15 protein-coding genes are annotated in these 19,155 nt (G+C 61.6%); 12 read left to right on the top strand and 3 right to left on the bottom strand.

The genetic code is table 11. The features are described from left to right. Positions 1-68: 68 nt before the first annotated feature. The 11 genes from Q0Z94_RS01195 (at position 69) to priA (ending at position 12,824) form a co-directional block, all read left to right on the top strand. The gene (locus Q0Z94_RS01195) at positions 69-2,279 is read left to right on the top strand and encodes a glutamine synthetase III (protein ID WP_298066442.1); all 2,211 of its coding nucleotides are present in this window, start codon (positions 69-71) and stop codon (positions 2,277-2,279) included. 39 nt (positions 2,280-2,318) lie between these two features. After that, complete coding sequence (gene purD, locus Q0Z94_RS01190; protein ID WP_298066436.1) at positions 2,319-3,602, top strand: phosphoribosylamine--glycine ligase; 1,284 nt, start codon at positions 2,319-2,321, stop codon at positions 3,600-3,602. Positions 3,603-3,660: 58 nt separating this feature from the next. Next, positions 3,661-4,152: a 5-(carboxyamino)imidazole ribonucleotide mutase gene (gene purE, locus Q0Z94_RS01185; RefSeq protein WP_298066431.1), complete on the top strand. Its 492-nt coding sequence runs from the start codon at positions 3,661-3,663 to the stop codon at positions 4,150-4,152. 42 nt (positions 4,153-4,194) lie between these two features. Beyond that, entirely contained in the window at positions 4,195-5,226 is a 1,032-nt protein-coding gene (locus tag Q0Z94_RS01180; protein ID WP_298066406.1) for an alpha-hydroxy-acid oxidizing protein, read from the top strand. Positions 5,227-5,276: 50 nt separating this feature from the next. Further along, positions 5,277-6,080, top strand: coding sequence for a sulfite exporter TauE/SafE family protein (locus Q0Z94_RS01175; protein ID WP_298066400.1), 804 nt, complete (start codon positions 5,277-5,279; stop codon positions 6,078-6,080). Positions 6,081-6,090: 10 nt separating this feature from the next. Continuing rightward, complete coding sequence (locus tag Q0Z94_RS01170; RefSeq protein WP_298066394.1) at positions 6,091-6,468, top strand: holo-[acyl-carrier-protein] synthase; 378 nt, start codon at positions 6,091-6,093, stop codon at positions 6,466-6,468. Between the two features lie 13 nt (positions 6,469-6,481). Next, a complete protein-coding gene (locus Q0Z94_RS01165; RefSeq protein ID WP_298066385.1) occupies positions 6,482-8,143 on the top strand; it encodes an NAD(P)H-hydrate dehydratase in 1,662 nt (553 codons plus the stop codon). Beyond that, positions 8,134-8,676, top strand: coding sequence for a tRNA (adenosine(37)-N6)-threonylcarbamoyltransferase complex ATPase subunit type 1 TsaE (locus Q0Z94_RS01160; RefSeq protein WP_298066376.1), 543 nt, complete (start codon positions 8,134-8,136; stop codon positions 8,674-8,676). Before Q0Z94_RS01165 ends, Q0Z94_RS01160 begins: the two co-directional genes overlap by 10 nt. A 28-nt stretch (positions 8,677-8,704) precedes the next feature. Further along, positions 8,705-9,910, top strand: coding sequence for an aspartate kinase (locus Q0Z94_RS01155; RefSeq protein WP_298066371.1), 1,206 nt, complete (start codon positions 8,705-8,707; stop codon positions 9,908-9,910). Positions 9,911-9,995: 85 nt separating this feature from the next. Further along, complete coding sequence (locus Q0Z94_RS01150; RefSeq protein WP_298066364.1) at positions 9,996-10,346, top strand: DMT family protein; 351 nt, start codon at positions 9,996-9,998, stop codon at positions 10,344-10,346. Positions 10,347-10,397: 51 nt separating this feature from the next. Then, on the top strand, positions 10,398-12,824 hold the full coding sequence (priA, locus tag Q0Z94_RS01145; protein WP_298066360.1) for a primosomal protein N': 2,427 nt from the start codon (positions 10,398-10,400) through the stop codon (positions 12,822-12,824). 56 nt (positions 12,825-12,880) lie between these two features. Here the strand turns inward: priA and Q0Z94_RS01140 are convergent, their stop codons facing one another. Next, positions 12,881-15,526, bottom strand: coding sequence for a valine--tRNA ligase (locus Q0Z94_RS01140; RefSeq protein ID WP_298066354.1), 2,646 nt, complete (start codon positions 15,524-15,526; stop codon positions 12,881-12,883). Positions 15,527-15,643: 117 nt separating this feature from the next. Here Q0Z94_RS01140 and Q0Z94_RS01135 point away from each other — a divergent pair, with 117 nt between their 5' ends. Next, positions 15,644-16,861 carry a BPL-N domain-containing protein gene (locus tag Q0Z94_RS01135; protein ID WP_298066339.1) on the top strand — a complete coding sequence of 406 codons (1,218 nt, stop codon included), beginning with the start codon at positions 15,644-15,646 and terminating at the stop codon, positions 16,859-16,861. Between the two features lie 363 nt (positions 16,862-17,224). Here the strand turns inward: Q0Z94_RS01135 and Q0Z94_RS01130 are convergent, their stop codons facing one another. Together Q0Z94_RS01130 and Q0Z94_RS01125 are read right to left on the bottom strand one after the other, a co-directional pair. After that, positions 17,225-18,115, bottom strand: a complete 891-nt coding sequence (locus tag Q0Z94_RS01130; RefSeq protein ID WP_298066333.1) for a ParB/RepB/Spo0J family partition protein — start codon at positions 18,113-18,115, stop codon at positions 17,225-17,227. A 30-nt stretch (positions 18,116-18,145) separates the two neighbouring features. Next, positions 18,146-18,916 carry an AAA family ATPase gene (locus Q0Z94_RS01125; RefSeq protein WP_298066330.1) on the bottom strand — a complete coding sequence of 257 codons (771 nt, stop codon included), beginning with the start codon at positions 18,914-18,916 and terminating at the stop codon, positions 18,146-18,148. Positions 18,917-19,155 lie beyond the last annotated feature (239 nt).

The following is a 19,155-nucleotide window of genomic DNA, read 5'->3' as shown; positions in this document are numbered from 1 at the left end:
CGCTGGCCCTCTCCCCGGCACGAGGCCCAGCCCCCGATCACCCGCCGCTTCCGCTTCAAGGAGTATCCATGCCCTCTGCCAACGCACGCAGCCACGCCGTCCTTTCCGTGGCTACCCACCGGCGCAACGCCGAACTTTCCGCAGGACGCCCGGACGACGGCTCTCCCACCGATCCCACAACGTATTTCGGCTGCAACGTCTTCGATGACAAGGCCATGCGCCGCTACCTGCCCAAGGCCGTCTACAAATCCCTGCGCAAGACCATCGATCTGGGCATGAGGCTCGACCCCGCCGTGGCCGACGCCGTGGCCAACGCCATGAAGGCCTGGGCCATAGAACGCGGGGCCGACCACTATACCCACGTCTTCTATCCCCTGACCGGACTCACCGCGGAAAAGCACGACAGCTTCCTCGAACCCGACGGCAAAGGCGGCGCACTGGCGGAATTCAGCGGCAGCGCACTGGTGCAGGGCGAGGCCGACGGTTCCAGCTTCCCATCCGGCGGATTGCGTTCCACCTTTGAAGCCCGCGGCTATACGGCCTGGGACGTGACCAGCCCCGCCTACCTCATGGAAATTCCTTCGGGCATGGTGCTGTGCATTCCCACGGTGTTTCTGTCCTGGACGGGCATAGCCCTCGACAAGAAGACCCCCATCCTACGCTCCACGCAGGCGCTCAGTCAGCAGGCTTCCCGCGTACTGCGCCTGTTCGGGGTGGAACCCACCATGCCCATTCTGTCCAGCGGCGGACTGGAGCAGGAATACTTCCTCATCGACGGCACCTTCGTTTCGGCCCGCCCCGACCTGCTCATCGCCGGACGTGCGCTCTTCGGGGCGCATCCGCCCAAGGGACAGGAGTTTGAAGACCAGTATTACGGTGTCATCCCCAGCCGCGTACTGGCATTCATGGCCGATGTGGAACGCCAACTCTACCGCCTCGGCGTGCCCGTGAAGACCCGCCACAACGAAGTGGCCCCCAGCCAGTACGAAATCGCCCCCACCTACGAAACCGGCAACCTGTCCTGCGACCACAACCAGCTCGTCATGACGGTGCTGCGCAAGACCGCCCGGCGTCACGGCATGTCCTGCCTGCTGCACGAAAAGCCTTTCGACTGCATCAACGGTTCGGGCAAGCACCTCAACTACTCCATCGGCAGCCCCGAAGTGGGCAACCTCTTCGCCCCGGGCGACAACCCCCACGAAAACGCCCAGTTCCTGGTCTTCCTCTGCGCTGTCATCCGCGCGCTGCACCGGCACGCCGGCTTCCTGCGCGCCGTGGTCAGCTCCGCATCCAACGACCGCCGTCTGGGTGCGAACGAAGCGCCGCCGGCCATCATGTCCCTGTTCCTCGGCGACCAGCTCACCGACATTCTCGAACAGTTCCGCGTGGGGCACGTCACAGGCTCCACGGGCAAGCGCATGATGAACGTGGGCGTGGACACGCTTCCGCCCCTGCCCGCTGACCCCGGCGACCGCAACCGCACCAGCCCCTTCGCCTTCGTGGGCAACCGCTTCGAATTCCGCGCCCTCGGCTCCTCCATGTCCGCGGCCGACTCGCTGGTTGTGATGAATACCATGCTGGCCGAATCTCTGGACTACGCGGCCACCTTCCTTGAAGAACATATGCAGGGCGACCAGGCAAGGCTCGGAGCCGCCGTGCAGAAGTTCATCGAACACGTCATGGAAGAAGACAGCGCGGTGATCTTCAACGGCAACGGCTATTCTGAAATCTGGCAGAGGGAGGCCGAACGCCGTCACCTGCCGAACTATCCCGCCACGCCCGACGCCGTGCCCGTGTTCTCCTCTCCCGAAGTGGTGGAACTCTGCGAGAAGTATCAGATCTTCTCCCGTCAGGAACTCAAGGCCCGCGAGGACATACAGCTCGAACAGTACATCAAGACCATACACACGGAAGCCAGTCTCGCCGCGCACATGGCCCGCACCCAGATCTATCCCGCCGCCGTGCGCTACCGTCAGGAGCTGGCCTCGTCCATCGCCTCCTGCCGTGCTCTCGCCGTCCCCGCGGACAGCACCGCGCTGGAGGAACTGGCTGCCGTCATCGCATCGTTTGAAGCCGGTCTGCGCACACTGGAAGAGCACATGGCAGAGGTTGAATGGATGCCGGAAGAAAGCGCACTGCTCAAGACAGCGAAAACCTGCCTTGAGGTGATTCTGCCGGACATGGACGCTCTGCGCGCTCAGGCCGACAAGCTGGAAACGCTGGTGGCCGACGACCTCTGGCCGCTGCCGAGCTATCAGGAAATGCTGTTCATGAAGTAGTCAAGGCCGCCGGACTCCGGCAAAACCTTAGGAGCGATCATGCGTATACTTATCATCGGATCGGGCGGACGCGAACACGCACTGGCCTGGAAGCTGAAGCAGCGTCCGGACGTGGAGGAACTCTATGTGGCCCCGGGCAACGGCGGCACGGCGGCCATCGCCGTCAACGTCCCCATCCGGGACGACGACATCCCCGGACTGCTGGCCTTTGCCAGAGAAAAGCGCATTGACCTCGTTGTTCCCGGCCCTGAACTGCCCCTGACGCTGGGCGTTGTGGACGCCATGACCGAAGCGGGCATACCCTGCTTCGGGCCTTCCGCGGCCTGCGCCCGCCTGGAGGGCAGCAAGGCCTTTGCCAAGGAAGTCATGCGCGCGGCGGGTGTGCCCACGGCGGCCGCGGGCGTGTTCACGGACAGAGCCTCAGCCGAAGCCTTTGCTTCCGAACACGGCGCGCCGCTGGTGGTCAAGGCCGATGGCCTCGCCGCGGGCAAGGGCGTCATTGTGGCCATGACCGATGCCGAAGTGCGTCAGGCTCTGGATCTCATGTTTGAAGGCAACGCCTTCGGCAAGGCCGGAACGACCGTGGTCATCGAAGAATTTCTGCGCGGCGAGGAAGTCTCGCTGCTCAGCTTCTGCGACGGCAAGACCGCCCTGCCTCTGCCCTCGGCTCAGGATCACAAGGCCGTGTTCGATGGCGACAAAGGCCCGAATACCGGCGGCATGGGTGCCTACAGCCCCGCACCCGTCGTGCCCGACTCCAGGCTTGAGGCCCTGGCCGACGTCGTGACGCGCCCCATTCTTGCAGAAATGGCACGGCGAGGCACGCCCTTCAAGGGCATACTGTACGCTGGTCTCATGATGACCGAAGACGGACCCAAGGTGCTGGAATACAACGTGCGCTTCGGCGACCCCGAATGTCAGCCCCTGCTCATGCGCCTGAAGAACGACCTTGCGGACATCATGCTGGCCTGCATCGAGGGCCGTCTTGACGACATCTCCCTGAACATCGAAACGCGCTCTGCCCTGGGCGTGGTGCTCACCGCCAGGGGCTACCCCGGCTCCTACCCCAAGGGTATGCCCATCTCCGGCATTGCGGACGCCGAAGCCCTGGACGGAGTGCAGGTCTTTCAGGCAGGCACAAAGGCCGAAGCGGGCCGCATCCTTGCGAACGGCGGGCGCGTGCTCTGCGTCACCGCCCTCGGAGACGACCTGCGGGAAGCCCAGGCCCGCGCCTACGCCGGCATGTCACGGCTCTCCATGGAAAACAGCCAGATCCGCCGCGACATCGGTCTCAAGGGCCTGAAGCGCCTCGGCCTGGCATAAGACACCTTTTCACGGGAGGCCCGGCCTCCTTCCACCTCCAAGATCAGGCAGGACAGACATGACTCAGGTTGCTCTCTTCATCGGCTCGGCCTCGGACGCCCCCGTGGTCAACGGCTGCGCCGACGTGCTGAAAAAACTCGGTATCTCCTACCGCTACACCGTGACCTCCGCCCACCGTACCCCAGAACGCACGGAACAGCTCATGCGGGAGCTGGAAGAGGACGGCTGCCAGGTCTACATCTGCGCCGCGGGCATGGCTGCGCACCTGGCCGGAGCCGTGGCCGCCCGCACCATCAAGCCGGTCATCGGCATTCCCATGGGCGGCTCCGCCCTGAACGGCGTGGACGCTCTCTACGCCACCGTCCAGATGCCCACGGGCTTTCCCGTGGCCACGGTAGCCATTGACGGCGCCAAGAACGCCGCGTGGCTCGCCGCCCAGATCCTCGCTCTGCACGATCCCGCGGTGGCAGAACTCATCAGGGCCGAACGCGAAAGCTACAAGGCCTCCGTGGAAAAGGCGTCCGCCGAAATCGAACTCAACCGCGCCTGACAAGACGGACTTCGCCTCTCACGCGCACAGGAGAACACGTTCATGGAAAAGACCTTCAGAACCGTAGCCCGCGAACGTATGCAGGGCCATTGCAGCGTCTGCCCCCGCTGCGACGGACGCACCTGCTCCGGCCGCGTCCCCGGCATGGGCGGTCTCGGAACCGGCTCTTCCTTCCGGGCCAATATCGAAGCTCTGGATCGGGTAAAACTCGCCATGCGCTGCCTGCATGACGCCGCTCAGCCCAGCACTGAAACCGAAGTGCTGGGACTCAGGCTCGCCCTGCCCGTGCTGGCCGCGCCCATCGGCGGCGTCTCCTTCAACATGGGAACACCGCCCCAGAACCCCGTGGACGAAGCCGCCTACGCCGACGCCGTCATCTGCGGCTGCCATCAGGCCGGTATCGTGGGCTGCGGCGGGGACGGCGTTTCCTCTCTCATTCTGGAAAGCGCCTCAGCCGCCATCCGCGCCAGCGATGGTCAGGGCATTCCCTTCGTCAAGCCCTGGGAAGGCGATTTTCTCTGGGCGCGTCTGGAAGCCGCCCTCGCCACGGGCTGCCCCGTGCTGGGCATGGACGTGGACGCAGCCGGACTCATTACACTCCGTCTTCAGGGGCATCCCATCTCCCCAAAAAGCGGCGCGGAACTTGCCGATATTGCAGGCTTTGTCCACAAGCACGGCACGAAGTTCATGATTAAAGGCGTCATGACGGTGGAAGACGCCCGCATCGCCGTGGACGCCGGTGTGGACGCGCTGGTGGTATCCAACCATGGCGGCCGCGTTCTGGACGGAACCCCCGGCACGGCGGACGTGCTGCCTGGCATCGCCGCTGCCGTGAACGGCCGTATCCCCGTCCTCGTGGACGGCGGCGTCCGCTCCGGCACGGACGTGCTCAAGATGCTTGCTCTGGGCGCCCAGGCCGTACTCATCGGGCGGCCCTTCTCCGTTGCCGCCATTGGCGGCGGACGTGAAGGCGTGGTCTCCTACATTGAGGAACTCCGCAACGGTCTGACCTCGGCTCTGGCCCTCACGGGCTGCGCCGGCATAGACAGCGTCGGCCCCCATATCCTCGCATGACGCACGGGGCGGCTTCCGCCGCCCCACACACGCCTGTTCCGGCCGCCACCATGCTCACGCTCCTTTTCCTGTATCTTCTTTGCGGCGCCACGGCGGGCTTTCTGTCAGGGCTTATCGGCATCGGCGGAGGGCTGGTCGTTGTGCCCCTGCTCAACATGATCTTCCGGCTGCATGGCGACATTGCGCCCGGCATGATCATGCACCTCGCCATCGGAACGTCGCTTTCCAGCATACTGTTCACCGCCGTTTCAAGTACCCGTTCTCACGCCCGCCGCGGCAGTGTCCGCTGGGACTATGTGAAGGGGCTGGCTCCGGCCATAGTCCTCGGCTCGGTCTGCGCCGCATGGCTGGCCTCGCGCCTGTCTACCGGCGGACTGCGCGGCTTCTTCGTGGTCTTTCTGCTCTGCATTGCCACGCAGATGCTCTTTGACCTCTATCCCCGCCCCCGCAGCTCTATGCCGGGGCGCTGCGCGCTGGCCGGAGCGGGCTTCACCATCGGGGGCGTGTCCAGTCTTGTCGGGTTGGGCGGCGGGAGTATGTCTGTTCCCTTTCTGCGCTGGTGCGGTGTGGACATGCGGCAGGCCGTGGGGACGTCCGCAGCGCTGAGCTGGCCCATCGCCGTGGCCGGAACGCTCGGCTTCATCGCCGTGGGCTGGGGAGAACCCGGACTGCCCGGAGACGCGCTGGGTTATATCCACCTGCCCGCCACAGTGGGCATTGCCTGTTCCAGTGTCTTTTTCGCTCCCCTCGGCGTGCGCGTGGCGCATACGGTGTCCGTGCCCGCCCTGCGCAAATTTTTCGCCGTCTTTCTCTATGTGACGGCCTGCGAAATGCTCTGGAACCTCTTGCACTGACGGAGTCTCCATGATCGTCGGCATCGGCTTTGACCTCACTTCCCTCGCCCGCGTCCGTTCCGCGCTGGAACGCTTCGGAGAGCGTTTTCTGCACCGCATCCTCACGCCGGAAGAACTGGCCGCCCTGCCCTCGCTGGAAGCCGCAGTGACCTACACAGCGGGACGTTTCGCCGCCAAGGAAGCCGCGGTAAAGGCTCTTGGCACGGGCTTTTCACAGGGCGTATTCTTTCAGGACGTGGAAATTCTGTCCCTGCCTTCAGGCCGCCCGGAACTCAATTTCCACGGCGCGGCGCTGGACGCTGCCCGAAAACTCGGCGCAGTGCGCTGGCACGTCTCCATCTCTCACGAAAGGGATCACGCCGGAGCCGTGGTCATTCTGGAATCCTGACAAGGAGCAAGACATGTTCATCCCTGTACCCGCACCGGAAGAAATGTCCGCATGGGACGCCGCGTCCATTCAGCTGGGTATCCCTGAAGAAGCGCTCATGGAAAACGCAGCCCGTGCCGCCATGAGCGTCTTGTACCTTCACGCCGGTTCCGTTGCCGGGCTGGATGTTCTGCTTCTGGCCGGAGGAGGAAACAACGGCGGCGACGCCTTCTGCATGGCCCGCCACCTTCTGGACGCCGGGGCACGCCCCGTGCTGGTCTGTACCCGGGCGCCCGAGGCCTACACCGGGGCCGCGGCCCTCTGGCTGAACACAGCCCTGCGCCTGGGAGTGCCCGCAATTTCTTCCGATGCCTGGGAAGCCGGGGACAGCCGCGTCCCTTCCCAGCCGGACATCATCGTTGACGGACTGCTCGGCACGGGCTTCCACGGCCTTCTGAGAGAACGGGAACGCCGTCTGGTGGAAAGGCTCAACCGGCTCTCTCCGCGCCTTCTGCTCGCCATTGATGTTCCCTCCGGCCTGGACGCTCTTCAGGGCCGTCCCTGCCCTGACGCCGTGCGCGCCCATGTCACCGTGACCTTTCAGGCGGCCAAGCCGGGCCTGCTTCTCCCGGAGGCCGAAGCCTTCACCGGCATTCTCGAAGTCGTCCCCATCGGTATTCCCACAGCCGTACAGCACACCGCTCCGCCCTCGTTTCTCACATGGATTGCGCCCGCTCAGCGCAGGCCCGACGGCTCCTGTACCATCCGGCACGGTGCGCCTGCGCCCGAAAGCGCCCCTCCCGTGTGCCGCCATCCCGGCCCTGCGCACAAGGGCGAGGCTGGAAGGGTACTCATTATAGGAGGCAGTGCCGCCTACACGGGCGCGCCCTGCCTTGCGGCGCAGGCTGCACTGCGCGCCGGAGCGGGACTGGTGGGAGTGGCCGCTCCCGAACCGGTTCTCAGCGCGCTGCGTGTGCTTCAACCCGCCGCCATCGCGTATCCTCTGCCCGGGGAAAACGGCCCGGCTCCAAGCTGGGAGGCAAGGCACGCCGAAACCCTGCGTGACGCCATGCGCGGCGCACGAGCCGTGGTCTTCGGGCCGGGACTGGGGCGTGATGGGGAAACGCAGGAACTTGCCGCCGCAATACTGGATCCCGCGGCTTCAGAAAAACGCCCGCCCACGGTCATTGATGCCGATGCCCTGTACGCGCTCTCGCGCCGCCCGGAACTCTTTGCGGCTCTGCGCCCCTGCGATGTACTCACGCCCCATCCGGGCGAAGCCGCAGCGCTTCTCGGCATAAGCGCCGGGGATGTCCAGGCTGACCGCTTCGCCGCTCTGCGCCGCCTTTCCGCGCTGGCTCCGGCGGTCTGGGTACTCAAGGGCAAGGGCACGCTCATCGCCGTCCCCGGAGGCCCTTCCGTCATCAGCCCCTGGGACGTGCCGCAGCTTGCCGTGGCCGGCTCCGGTGACGTTCTCGCAGGACTTATTGGTGCGCTTCTGGCCCGTGGTCTGCCTGCGCCGCTGGCCACCGTCCTCGCCGTGTGGGGCCACGCCTTTGCGGGTATGCACCTTGCGAACGCCTTCCCCGAACGCGGCAATACGCCTCAACATATCGCCGACGCTCTGCCCTGCGTCCTCGGTTCTGCCGGACTAGCAGACATGGAACGCTCGAAAGGAGAAGGCACATGGCTCTGATTCTGGAAAGTGCCGAAGACACCATGACGCTTGGCGCCATGCTCGCCGAAGCCATGAAGGATTCTCCGGTGCGCAGCCTGTACCTCTTCGCCGGACTGGGCGGCGGAAAAACCACGCTCACCCGCGGCTTTGTGCGCGCCCTCCCGGGGAGTGAATCTGCGGAAGTGGCCAGTCCAAGCTTCACCCTGTGCAACGTGTATCCCACCTGTCCTGCCGTGCTCCACGCCGACCTCTACCGCCTGCCCGAAGGCACATCCCTCATGGAAGAGATGGACGAACTCATGGAAGATGGCGATCCGCTTCTGCTTCTGGAATGGCCGGAACGCCTGCCCGAAACGCTCTACGCCAGAGAACGCCTCGACCTGCACCTGATCCCGTGCGAAGATAGCAACCCTGAACATCTGGACAATTCTGAAAAATCATGGAAAAGTAGGCGGCTGGCTGTCATTGACGCCACTGGGGAATGTGCGCGGCAGCTTCTGCGCGAACTCATGCCCCGGCTCGAAAACCGTTTTCCGTCTGACAAGACCTGAACTCTCCCCTGAGTTAAGGATGAGAAGTATGCGTATTCTTGTGCAAAAATTTGGAGGATCCTCCGTTGCCGACCTGGAGTGCATGAAAAAGGTGCGCGCCAAGGTGCTCGCCGCCCACGAAGAAGGCTACAAGGTAGTCGTGGTCCTCTCCGCCCGCTATGGACAGACCAACAGTCTGCTGGAACGGGCCTATCAGTGGTCGGACGAACCCGACCTTGCAGAACTGGATGTTCTGCTCACCACCGGCGAACAGGAATCTGTGGCGCTGTTCGCCATGCTCCTCAAGGACGCGGGCATCAAGGCCCGTTCCTTCCTCGGCTTCCAGATCCCGCTCATCAGCGACGATGCCTTTGGCAACGCCCGCATCGACGAGATCGACGCCGCATCTCTGCGCAAGGCTCTCGAAACCTATGACGTACTGGTGGTGGCCGGATTCCAGGGCCGTACCCGCGACATGCGCCTCACCACGCTGGGCCGCGGCGGTTCCGATACTTCAGCCGTTGCCCTGGCCGCGGCGCTGGGCGAAGGCACACTCTGCGACATCTACACCGATGTTGACGGCGTCTACACTACGGATCCCCGCCTGTGCAAGGACGCGCACAAGGTCGATCGCATAAGCTACGATGAAATGCTGGAAATGGCTTCCATGGGTGCCAAGGTGCTTCAGATCCGCTCCGTGGAGATTGCTGAAAAATACAATGTTCCTGTTCGTGTTCGTTCCACGTTTTCGAACGATCCCGGAACGCTGCTCACCAAGGAGGACAGTATGATGGAGTCCGTGCTCGTTTCGGGCATCGCTTTCGACAAGGATCAGGCCAGAGTTACTCTCTGTGACGTGCGCGACCGCCCCGGCATCGCCGCCAGCATCTTCTCTCCGCTCGGTGAAGCCGGCATCGTGGTGGACATGATCATCCAGACCGCCAGCCGTGACGGTGTGACCGACATGGCGTTCACCGTGTCCCGCAAGGATCTCAAGCGTACGCTGGACACTCTCGGCAAGGCCAATGTGGAATGCAGCCACATCGAAAGCGCGCAGAACATCTCCAAGGTCTCCGTGGTGGGCGTCGGTATGCGCAACCACAGCGGAGCCGCCGGGCGCGTGTTCAACGCCCTGTACAAGGCCGGAGTCAACCTGATCATGATCAGCACCTCGGAAGTGAAGATCTCCTGCCTCGTGGACGATGCCGACCTTGAACTGGCGGTCAACGTCCTGCACAAGGAATTCAACCTCTGAACACTGCCGGCGAAATGTCGTAAAAGGGGAGTTCCGCTCCCCTTTTTTCTTCTCATCCCTCCCGTCCCGCCGGGAAGGAGGCTTCATGCCCTTTCATCTCCCCGTGCCACTCGTCACTGTGCTGCTGCTCATCGGCTCGAACATCTTCATGACCTATGCCTGGTACGGACATCTCCGCCACCATTCCCTGACCTTCATCGGGGCCATTATCATCAGCTGGGGCATTGCCTTTTTCGAATACTGCCTTCAGGTTCCGGCCAACCGCATCGGCTACGGCTACTTTTCCGCCGCCGAACTCAAGACCATTCAGGAAGTTGTCTCCCTGACCGTTTTCGGTCTCTTCTCCACGATCTATCTCGGCGAAAGTCTGAGCTGGAACCACGCCGTCGGTTTCGGACTTATCGTGGCCGGGGCCTTTTTCGTCTTCAAGGGATAGCCCGCAAAAAGCGCCCTTGCGCGGACGCCCGCCCCCGGTTATGACAGAACCATGCTCTGCCGTGTCGCCCTCTGTTCTCCCCCGTATGCCACGCTGACCTACAGCGCGCCTTCCAGCTTCGGAGACGCACTCTGGACGCCGGGGCTGCGCGTTGCCGTCCCTCTGGGAAACGGAGCCATCCGCGCTGGAGTCATCACGGCCGTCTTTCCCGATGACGACTCGCGAGCGCTGGCAGGAGCCGCTGAGGACATCGTTCTGCGGCCTCTGACCTGGCCGCTGGAACTCACTCCCCTGCTCTCTCGGGACTACATGGAAACCGTGCTCCAGCTTGCGGCCCGGCAATACGCCTCTCCCGGACAAATTCTGGGCAACCTCCTGCCCAAAGGGCTGCGCGTGACCGCAAATATCCGCGTCCGCCAGTATCTCTCCGAGCAGGACGGCAAAGGGCGCAAACCCCGGCTTTTCGCGCTGCGGGACATCCCTTCAATGCCTGAGGAAGAACGCGAGGCTCTGGCGGCGGACTTTCTGGCCGGACGTGCCGAAGTCCTGATGCTGGCCGAGGACGCCGCCGAACGCGAGCATTGCGAACTCTGCTGCGACCCGCCGTGGCCTGTACGCCCCAATGCCGCAAAACAGCGGGAACTGCTGGACTGGCTGCTCCAGCACGGATCTGTGTCCCGCCGCCGCCTGCGCGAAGCTCTCCCCGGAAGTGCCGCCACGCTCTCCTCTCTCGTGCGCGCCAAACTCGTGAAACTGTGTCCTGAAAGCTCTGGAACAGACGAAGCCGAATCCGACGAAGAACTGCTTCCGCCGCCGGAAACTCCGTTCCGTCTCTCGCCCGAACAGCAGGCCGCGCTGGACGGTTTCCTCGATGCTCTGGACAGGCTCGAACACGGGGAACACGTCCCCTTCGCCCGGCTGCTCTTCGGCGTGACGGGCAGCGGCAAGACCGCCGTGTATCTGGAACTCGCCCACGCCTGCTTCCTGCGCGGGCGCTCAACCCTCCTTCTGGCACCGGAAGTGGCCATCGCCCTCAAACTGCGGCGGGATGCCAAGCAGCGCTTCCCGAACCTGCCAGTCTTCTTTTATCACGGCTATCAGAACCAGCCTCTGCGGGAACGTACCTTCCGCAGCTTGGCCCGCCGCCGTGAGCCCTGCCTCATCGTGGGGACGCGCTCGGCGGTCTTCCTGCCGTTGCCGCATCTGGGAGCCATAGTTCTCGACGAAGAGCACGACAGTTCGTTCAAGCAGGAAGACCACTTCCCCTATCAGGCCAAGGAAGTAGCCTGGGAGCGCGCACGCCGTCATCGCGCCCTGCTGGTGCTGGGTTCGGCCACGCCGGACATCAAGACCTTCTACACCGCACAGCAGGGAGTCTTCCCGTTGGCAAGGCTCCCCCACCGTGCAGGCGGCGGCTCACTGCCGGAAATCGAATTCGTGGACATCAAGAACAGTCCCGCCGCACAGCTTCTTTCCGAACGCGCCCTCGCCGTCCTGCGGGAAACCGTGGAGCGCGGAGAACAGGCCGTCATCATGCTCAACCGACGCGGCTATTCTCCGCTGCTCTACTGCCTAGACTGCGGTACGGTGGCCCGCTGCCCGAACTGCGATATAGCCCTCACCTACCACAAGCGGCGCGAGCAGATGGTCTGCCACTACTGCGGCTACACGCGCCCCTTTCCCTCGCCCTGCTTGCGCTGCGGCGGCGTCCATTTCCTGCCTATGGGAGACGGGACGGAAAAACTGGAAGAGACCCTCGCCAGTCAGGAACTGGCCGGTGTCCTGCCTCCCGGGGGACGGGTTCTGCGGCTGGACAGAGACAGCACAAGCCGCACGGGACGCATGGAAGAGATACTTTCCGCCTTCGCACATCAGGAAGCACAAGTACTGGTGGGAACGCAGATGCTCTCCAAGGGACACCATTTCCCGCAGGTTACGCTGGTCATCGTTGCCGATGGTGACATGGGGCTTAATCTGCCCGACTACCGTTCGGCGGAACGGACGTTTCAGCTTCTGGTGCAGTCTTCGGGAAGGGCCGGACGCGGAGAAAAGCCGGGCCGCGTCCTCATCCAGACACGGGATATCGGCCATTACTGCTGGAACTTCGTCAAGAATGCGGACTACGAGGGCTTCTACGCGCACGAGCTGGAACTGAGACAGAAGCGCCTCTACCCTCCCTTCGTCAAACTCGCCCTCACGCGCCTGAGCTTCCCCTTCGACCGCAAAGATGATCAAAGCCGTGTTCAGGCCTTTGCCGCTGCCCTGCGCCGCCACGGACGCACGGCGGGACTCACCGTCCTCGGCCCCGCGCCCGCCCCTCTCGCCCGGCTTCAGGGACGCCTGCGCTTCCAGTGCCTCATCAAGGCGCAGGACTGGCAGAGCATACGCCAGACCTATTCCCTCGCCCTGCGTGACATCTCCCCGCTCCCGCGGGATCTGCGCATCTCCCTCGACCTCGACCCCGTGAATATGCTGTAGCCATGAAAAAGACCGGCGCACACGCACCGGCCTTTGCTGTTCAGGAGTATATCCTCTTATGCCAGGGCTTCCTTGAAGCGGGCCTGAAGGGTGAGCATCTTGGCCTTCTTGTCCAGCAGATCGGCCTGCCGTGCCTTTTCGGATTCCACCAGCTCGGCAGGGGCATGATTCAGGAAGCCGGCGTTGGACAGTTTGCCGCTGAGAGCCGCAAGATCCTTGTCCACCTTGCCGATTTCCTTGTCCAGTCGGGCCAGTTCCGCCTGAAAATCCACCGCGCCGTCCAGCAGGACAATGACTTCGCAGCCACGCACGACGTTGCTGGCCGAAGCCTTGGGCGCGTGGGCCGCGGCGTCGATGGTGAGCTTTTCCAGACGGGCCAGCTCAAAGAAGCCGCGTCCGCGTTCCAGCAGGGCGGCCTGCTCTTCAGAGGCCGGACGCAGTACCACGGAAAGTCGGCAGGAAGGCTTGATGTCCAGTTCGGCACGGATGGTGCGTATGGCACTGATAGTCTCCTGAAGGAAGACCATGTCATCGGAATCACCGGGCTTGCGGCATTCCTCACGGACGGGAGGGTAGAGCTGGGTGGCAATATCTGAACCTGCGTGTCCCGGCAGAGCGCTCCAGACTTCCGCAGTGACGAAGGGAATCATGGGATGCAGGAGCAGCAGAATTTCCTTCAGCACCGTATAGAGCACAAACTGGGCCTCTTCCCTGCCCCGGCCTTCTTCGCGCATGTCAGCCTTGATGAGTTCCAGATACCAGTCGCAGAACTCGTTCCACAGGAACTTGTACACGCACTGGGCGGCGTCGTTGAAGCGATAGCTCTCAAGCGCAGCGTCCTCTTCCGCCTTGACTTCTTCGAGGCGGTTGAGGATCCAGCGGTGGTACAGCCCCTTCACCGTGCCAAGATCAACACTGACGGGTTCGCGATCTTCGGGGAGATTCATCAGGGCGAAGCGGGAGGCGTTCCAGATCTTGTTCACGAAATGGCGATAGCCTTCGATGCGCTCCTCGGACATGCGTATGTCGCGGCCCATGGCGGCGAAGGCGGCCAGTGTGAAGCGCAGAGCGTCGGCGCCGTATTTGTGGATCATGTCCAGCGGATTGATGCCGTTGCCCAGAGACTTGGACATTTTGCGGCCCTGTGCGTCGCGCACCAGAGCATGGATGTACACTTCACGGAAGGGAACCTCCCCCATGAAGTGCTGGCCCATCATAATCATGCGGGCCACCCAGAAGAACAGGATATCGAAGGCCGTGACCAGAACATTCGTGGGATAGAAGGTTTTGAGCTCTTCGGTGTTTTCCGGCCAGCCCATTGTGGAGAAAGGCCAGAGCGCGGAAGAGAACCAGGTATCCAGAACGTCAGGATCCTGTTCCAGATTCGTGCAGCCGCATTTGGGGCAGGACACGGGGTCTTCCTCGGAAACAATAAGTTCGCCGCATTCAGGGCAGGTCCACGCCGGAATGCGATGCCCCCACCAGATCTGGCGGCTGATGCACCAGTCGCGGATATTGTCCAGCCAGTTGTAATAGGTCTTGACCCAGCTTTCGGGATAAATTCTGATTTCATCCGGCACGACGGCGCGAGCGGCCGGGGCCAGTTTGCTGGTAGCTACAAACCACTGAGTGGACACATACGGCTCAATGACGGTCTTGCAGCGGTAGCAGCAGCCCACACTGTGCGCCAGCGGTTCTTCCGCCACAAGCTGGCCGCTTTCGCGCAGGTCTTCCACGATGGCTTTGCGGCATTCCTCGCGGCTCATGCCGGCGTAACGGCCGCACACGGGATCGAGGCACATGTTGCCGTTGTCGTCGATGACCTGAATGAATTCCAGCCCGTGAGTGTGGCCCAGGTTCCAGTCATTGGGGTCATGGCAGGGCGTGACCTTCAGGCAGCCTGTGCCGAATTCGCGGTCAACATAGCGGTCGGCGATGAGCGGGACTTCGCGGTTCACGATGGGAACGATGAGCTTTTTTCCTACCAGTCCGGCATAGCGCTCATCTTCGGGATGGACGCACACGGCGGTGTCGCCCAGGATGGTTTCGGGACGGGTGGTGGCGATGGTCACGGAGCCGGAGCCGTCGGCGAAGTCATAGCGCACATGCCAGAGCGTACCCTTGCTGTCAATGTGATCCACTTCATCATCGGCCAGCGCAGTATGGCAGCGCGGACACCAGTTCACGATATACTTCCCCTTGTAGATCAACCCTTCCTTGTAGAGCTGTACAAAGACCTTGCGCACCGCACGGGCCAGGTCGTCGTTCATGGTGAAGGCTTCACGGGTCCAGTCCACGGAAGCGCCCAGTTCCTTGATCTGCTCAAGAATGCGCGCGCCGTATTCCTTCTTCCACTGCCACACGCGCTCGATGAAGGCTTCACGGCCCAGATCGTGACGAGTCTTACCCTCTTTTGCCAGGGCGCGTTCCACCACGTTCTGCGTGGAGATGCCCGCATGGTCGGTGCCGGGAATCCACAGAACCTTCTTCCCCTTCTGGCGGGCGTGGCGGCAGAGAATATCCTGCAGGGTCTGGTTCAACGCGTGGCCGATATGGAGTATGCCCGTCACGTTAGGCGGCGGAATGACGATGGAATAAGGGTCGCCGGGAGCAGACATGTCAGGGGTGAATGTCCTGTTCTCTTCCCAGTGCTTCCGCCAGTGCGCTTCCACTTCCTGCGGTTCATAAGCTTTGGACAGCATCACGATCTCCAGATACGATAACTTGGGAAAAAGGGACGCCCTGAAAGCGCCGCCTTCAGGCCTCCCGTACTTGCCGAACCTGCGGCTTGTGCGTATGCATAGGAAACGGAGGGAAACATGATCGACATTCTCTGGGATGCCTCCCATGTATGGGGCTATCTTTTGCTGCACGCCGTGACATCGACGGGCGTTCCCTTCCGTGTCCTCAAGGGTTTAGACATAGCCCAGAACGGCTTGTCTTGCAAGTTGCTTATCGTTCCAGGCGGCCCGGCCCGACGCAAAGCCCAGGCCCTGGGACAGGCTGGAATGGCGTCCGTACGCCGTTTCGTTCACGAGGGCGGGCATTACCTCGGCTTCTGCGGCGGCGCGGGACTGGCCTTAAAGGGCGGGCTGGAACTCTGCGGCTGGAAGCGCGCGGATATGGCCGACCGCCTCCAGCATCTTGTCTCCGGCAGTCTGCTCTGCGAGATAGCCTCGGAACATCCCCTCATACCTGCGGCGATGGCCGGCGGGAAGGCGCTTCTGCCGGTATGGTGGCCCGGCCGATTCGACGAGCCTGAGAATCATGATGACGTGCAGGTTCTGGCCCGCTACCGCGCCGCAGGGCCGGATCTCTATGTAGCCGACATGCCCTTTTCCGCCATGCCTGCTGACATTCTCGCCGAATGGAAGACGTTGTATGATGTCACGCTGCGTCCCTCGCTTCTGGACGGACACCCTTGTGCCATTGCCGGACAGACCGGCCGGGGAAGCTGGCTTCTGAGCTACAGTCATCTTGAAACCCCAGGCGAGGATGGCGAAAACACCAATCCCGCAGACCGCTGGTTTCTTCACATCCTGCGGGCGTGGGGCTGCCCCTGTGAACAGACGGAACTGCCCGCCCTTCACCCCGAAGCAACGCCTGTGCTTTGGGAAGACCCCGTCCTGCTTGAGGCGCGCGATGAGCTGAAAATGCTCATACGGCTAGCCGCCGGACTGGGGCTGCTCTTTCCCCGCAGTTCCTGGCTATGGGGTTGGCGCTCCGGCGTTCCCGGCGTACAGTTCAACAGTCTGAATCTCGCGCTGTCCATGACCCTTGGCCTGGAACCGGATGACCGCCGTCTCAGACTGTGGAAAACTCTTCGTTCCGACTTTCAACGTGCGTTTCAGCTCTTTTCTCAGGGGGCGCGAAGCTGGCTTCTGGCCCGCAGGCTGTCCGATACGCTGGCGGATTCCGCTCCGGGAATGCTCCCGCGCGAACTTCTCGTGGATCAGCGGCAAACGCTCTTCGGATCCCCCATGTCCGGTGGAGGCCTCAGCGAAGCCCTGCTCGATAAGCTGGAAACGCTGGTGTGAAGCATGATGTTTCAACCTACAGCCCCTTACCCCACCGATTGACTCCGCAACCGCCCGCCCCGAGAGCTGGCCGCAGCCATGCTTGAACAGGCAAAGCCAGATTGCGCACGCCCTGCTCGCTATCTGCGGCGCTCACGCCGCGCCCTTGACGGATCGGATACAGCCACACGCTGCCCTGATCAGCTCTGACTGAAGGGCGGTGTATCGTGGAGACGAACTTAGGCGAAGCTCCCTCCCAAAAGCGTTGGTGAAGTGCTCTGAAGGACTTTGCCAGCATCTTGTTTGCCATGACTGACCAGGCAATCTTTTCCGAGCCTTCACTCTAGTCACGAGTCAATATCAACACATGCTTCTGTAAGAGGTTTATTGAGAGATACCCATCATACGGAGAATACGTTCCAGCTCTTCCTGTGATGTATAGGGAATCTGTATTTTCCCCTTGCTGCCGTCTCCGGAAATAGTCGCCCTCGTACCACTGGAGGTGCGAAGTCTTTTTTGCAGCTCTCTCAAAAACTGAGGACGGGGTAAACGGGGTGCTGGGGAAGGAGGTGCGGGGAGCAGACGTTCCGGGAGTCGACCGGTACGCTTTATGGTGTCTGCTGCGGCTTCTGCCTCACGCACGGACAGATGATGCGTAGAAATCGCGTTATAGAGTTGTTCCCGAAGCTTCGCATCGGTAACGGCGAGTAGTGCGCGAGCGTGTCCTGCGGTGATCTCCTGGCGAAGCAGCCCTTCTTTCATGGCCGTCGGGAGCTGAAGCAGACGCAGCGCATTGGCCACGGCAGAGCGGCTTTTTCCCAGTTGTTCGGCCAATTCTTCCTGACTGAGTCCGAATGTTTCCTTAAGAGAATGAAAGGCTTCGGCCTCCTCCAGGGGATTAAGATTTTCCCGTTGAAGATTTTCGATGAGGGCCACGGTCATGGCTTCTCTATCGGTATATTCTGTAATAATGACCGGAACTTCAGTCAGTCCTGCCATACGAGCAGCACGCCAGCGGCGTTCTCCGGCCACTATCTCGTAGCGCTGAGGCAATCCTGGAAGCAGACGGACGAGCAGGGGCTGAACAACTCCTTGCTTTTTGATGGAGGCGGCAAGATCATTAAGCGTTGCTTCATCAAAATATTTTCGAGGCTGGTGCTTGCCGGGAACAAGCTGACTAAGCGCGAGTTTCGCTTTATCTCCGGAAGGCATCTCGGACATCGAGCTGAGCAGGGAACCAAGTCCCCGGCCAAGGCCGCGTTCAGGAATATTCATAACTACCTCGTAAGGTGAAAGCCAAATCTGTCAAATCTGCGCCGTCTTTTTGACGACCTCACGGGCCAGATTAAGATAGGCCTCCGCACCTTTGGATTTGATGTCGTAATGCAGAATGGACTTGCCGTGGCTTGGCGCTTCCGAAAGCCTCACATTGCGGGGAATGATAGTCTCAAACATATGCTGCGGAAAACAGCGTTCGGCTTCAGCCTTAACCTGCCGCGCAAGTTTATTGCGGGAATCGTACATGGTAAGGAGAACGCCAAGTATCCGCAATTCCCTGTTCAGGCGCTTGCGCACCTGTTCATAGGTATGCAGGAGCTTGACGATACCTTCCAGTGCAAAAAATTCACACTGGAGAGGAATGAGAATCTCGTGTGCCGCACAAAGTGTGTTGATGGTGATAAGCCCGAGCGATGGCGGGCAATCAAGGATAACATAGTCATACTGATCGGTGATTTTATTCAGCAAATCGGCGAGATAAAATTCTCGTGCCATTTTGTCCACAAGTTCTATTTCTATGCCCACAAGATCCGTCGTAGAGGGAATAAGCGAAAGGTAGGGCATCGCCGTGGGCAGCAACGTGTTTTCCAGGGTGGAAGTTCCACACAGTGCCGTATAGAGATTGCAGCTCAACTTTTGTTGATCGAATCCCAGAGAACTGGTTGAATTTGCCTGAGGATCACAATCCACCAAGAGGACACGGTTTTCCATGACTGCCAGTGAGGCAGAAAGGTTGATGGAAGTCGTGGTTTTTCCCACACCGCCTTTCTGGTTGGCAACAGCGATGATTCTGGACAAGCTACTGCTCCTTGTGAGAAGTTCTTTTTTTCATACTAGGAGCAAGAAAGAATTGCAAGCCAGTTTCACGTGAAACAAAGAGCGAGAATCCTACCAAAATGTTTCACGTGAAACACATACAAAGCCGTGCTTCAGGCATGTGTGGCAATGTACTATTTTTATGGGGCTGTCCTAGCTAAGACTAATGTTTTGTCTGTTTTACCCAATAAGTTAGCTGAGTTAGGAGTTGTTTATGATTG

This window comes from uncultured Mailhella sp. (genome assembly GCF_947631555.1).
In the GTDB taxonomy this organism is placed as follows: Bacteria; Desulfobacterota; Desulfovibrionia; order Desulfovibrionales; family Desulfovibrionaceae; genus Mailhella.
The sequence above is the reverse complement of the archived record's forward strand: the minus strand, read 5'-3'. Positions and strand labels throughout refer to the sequence as shown.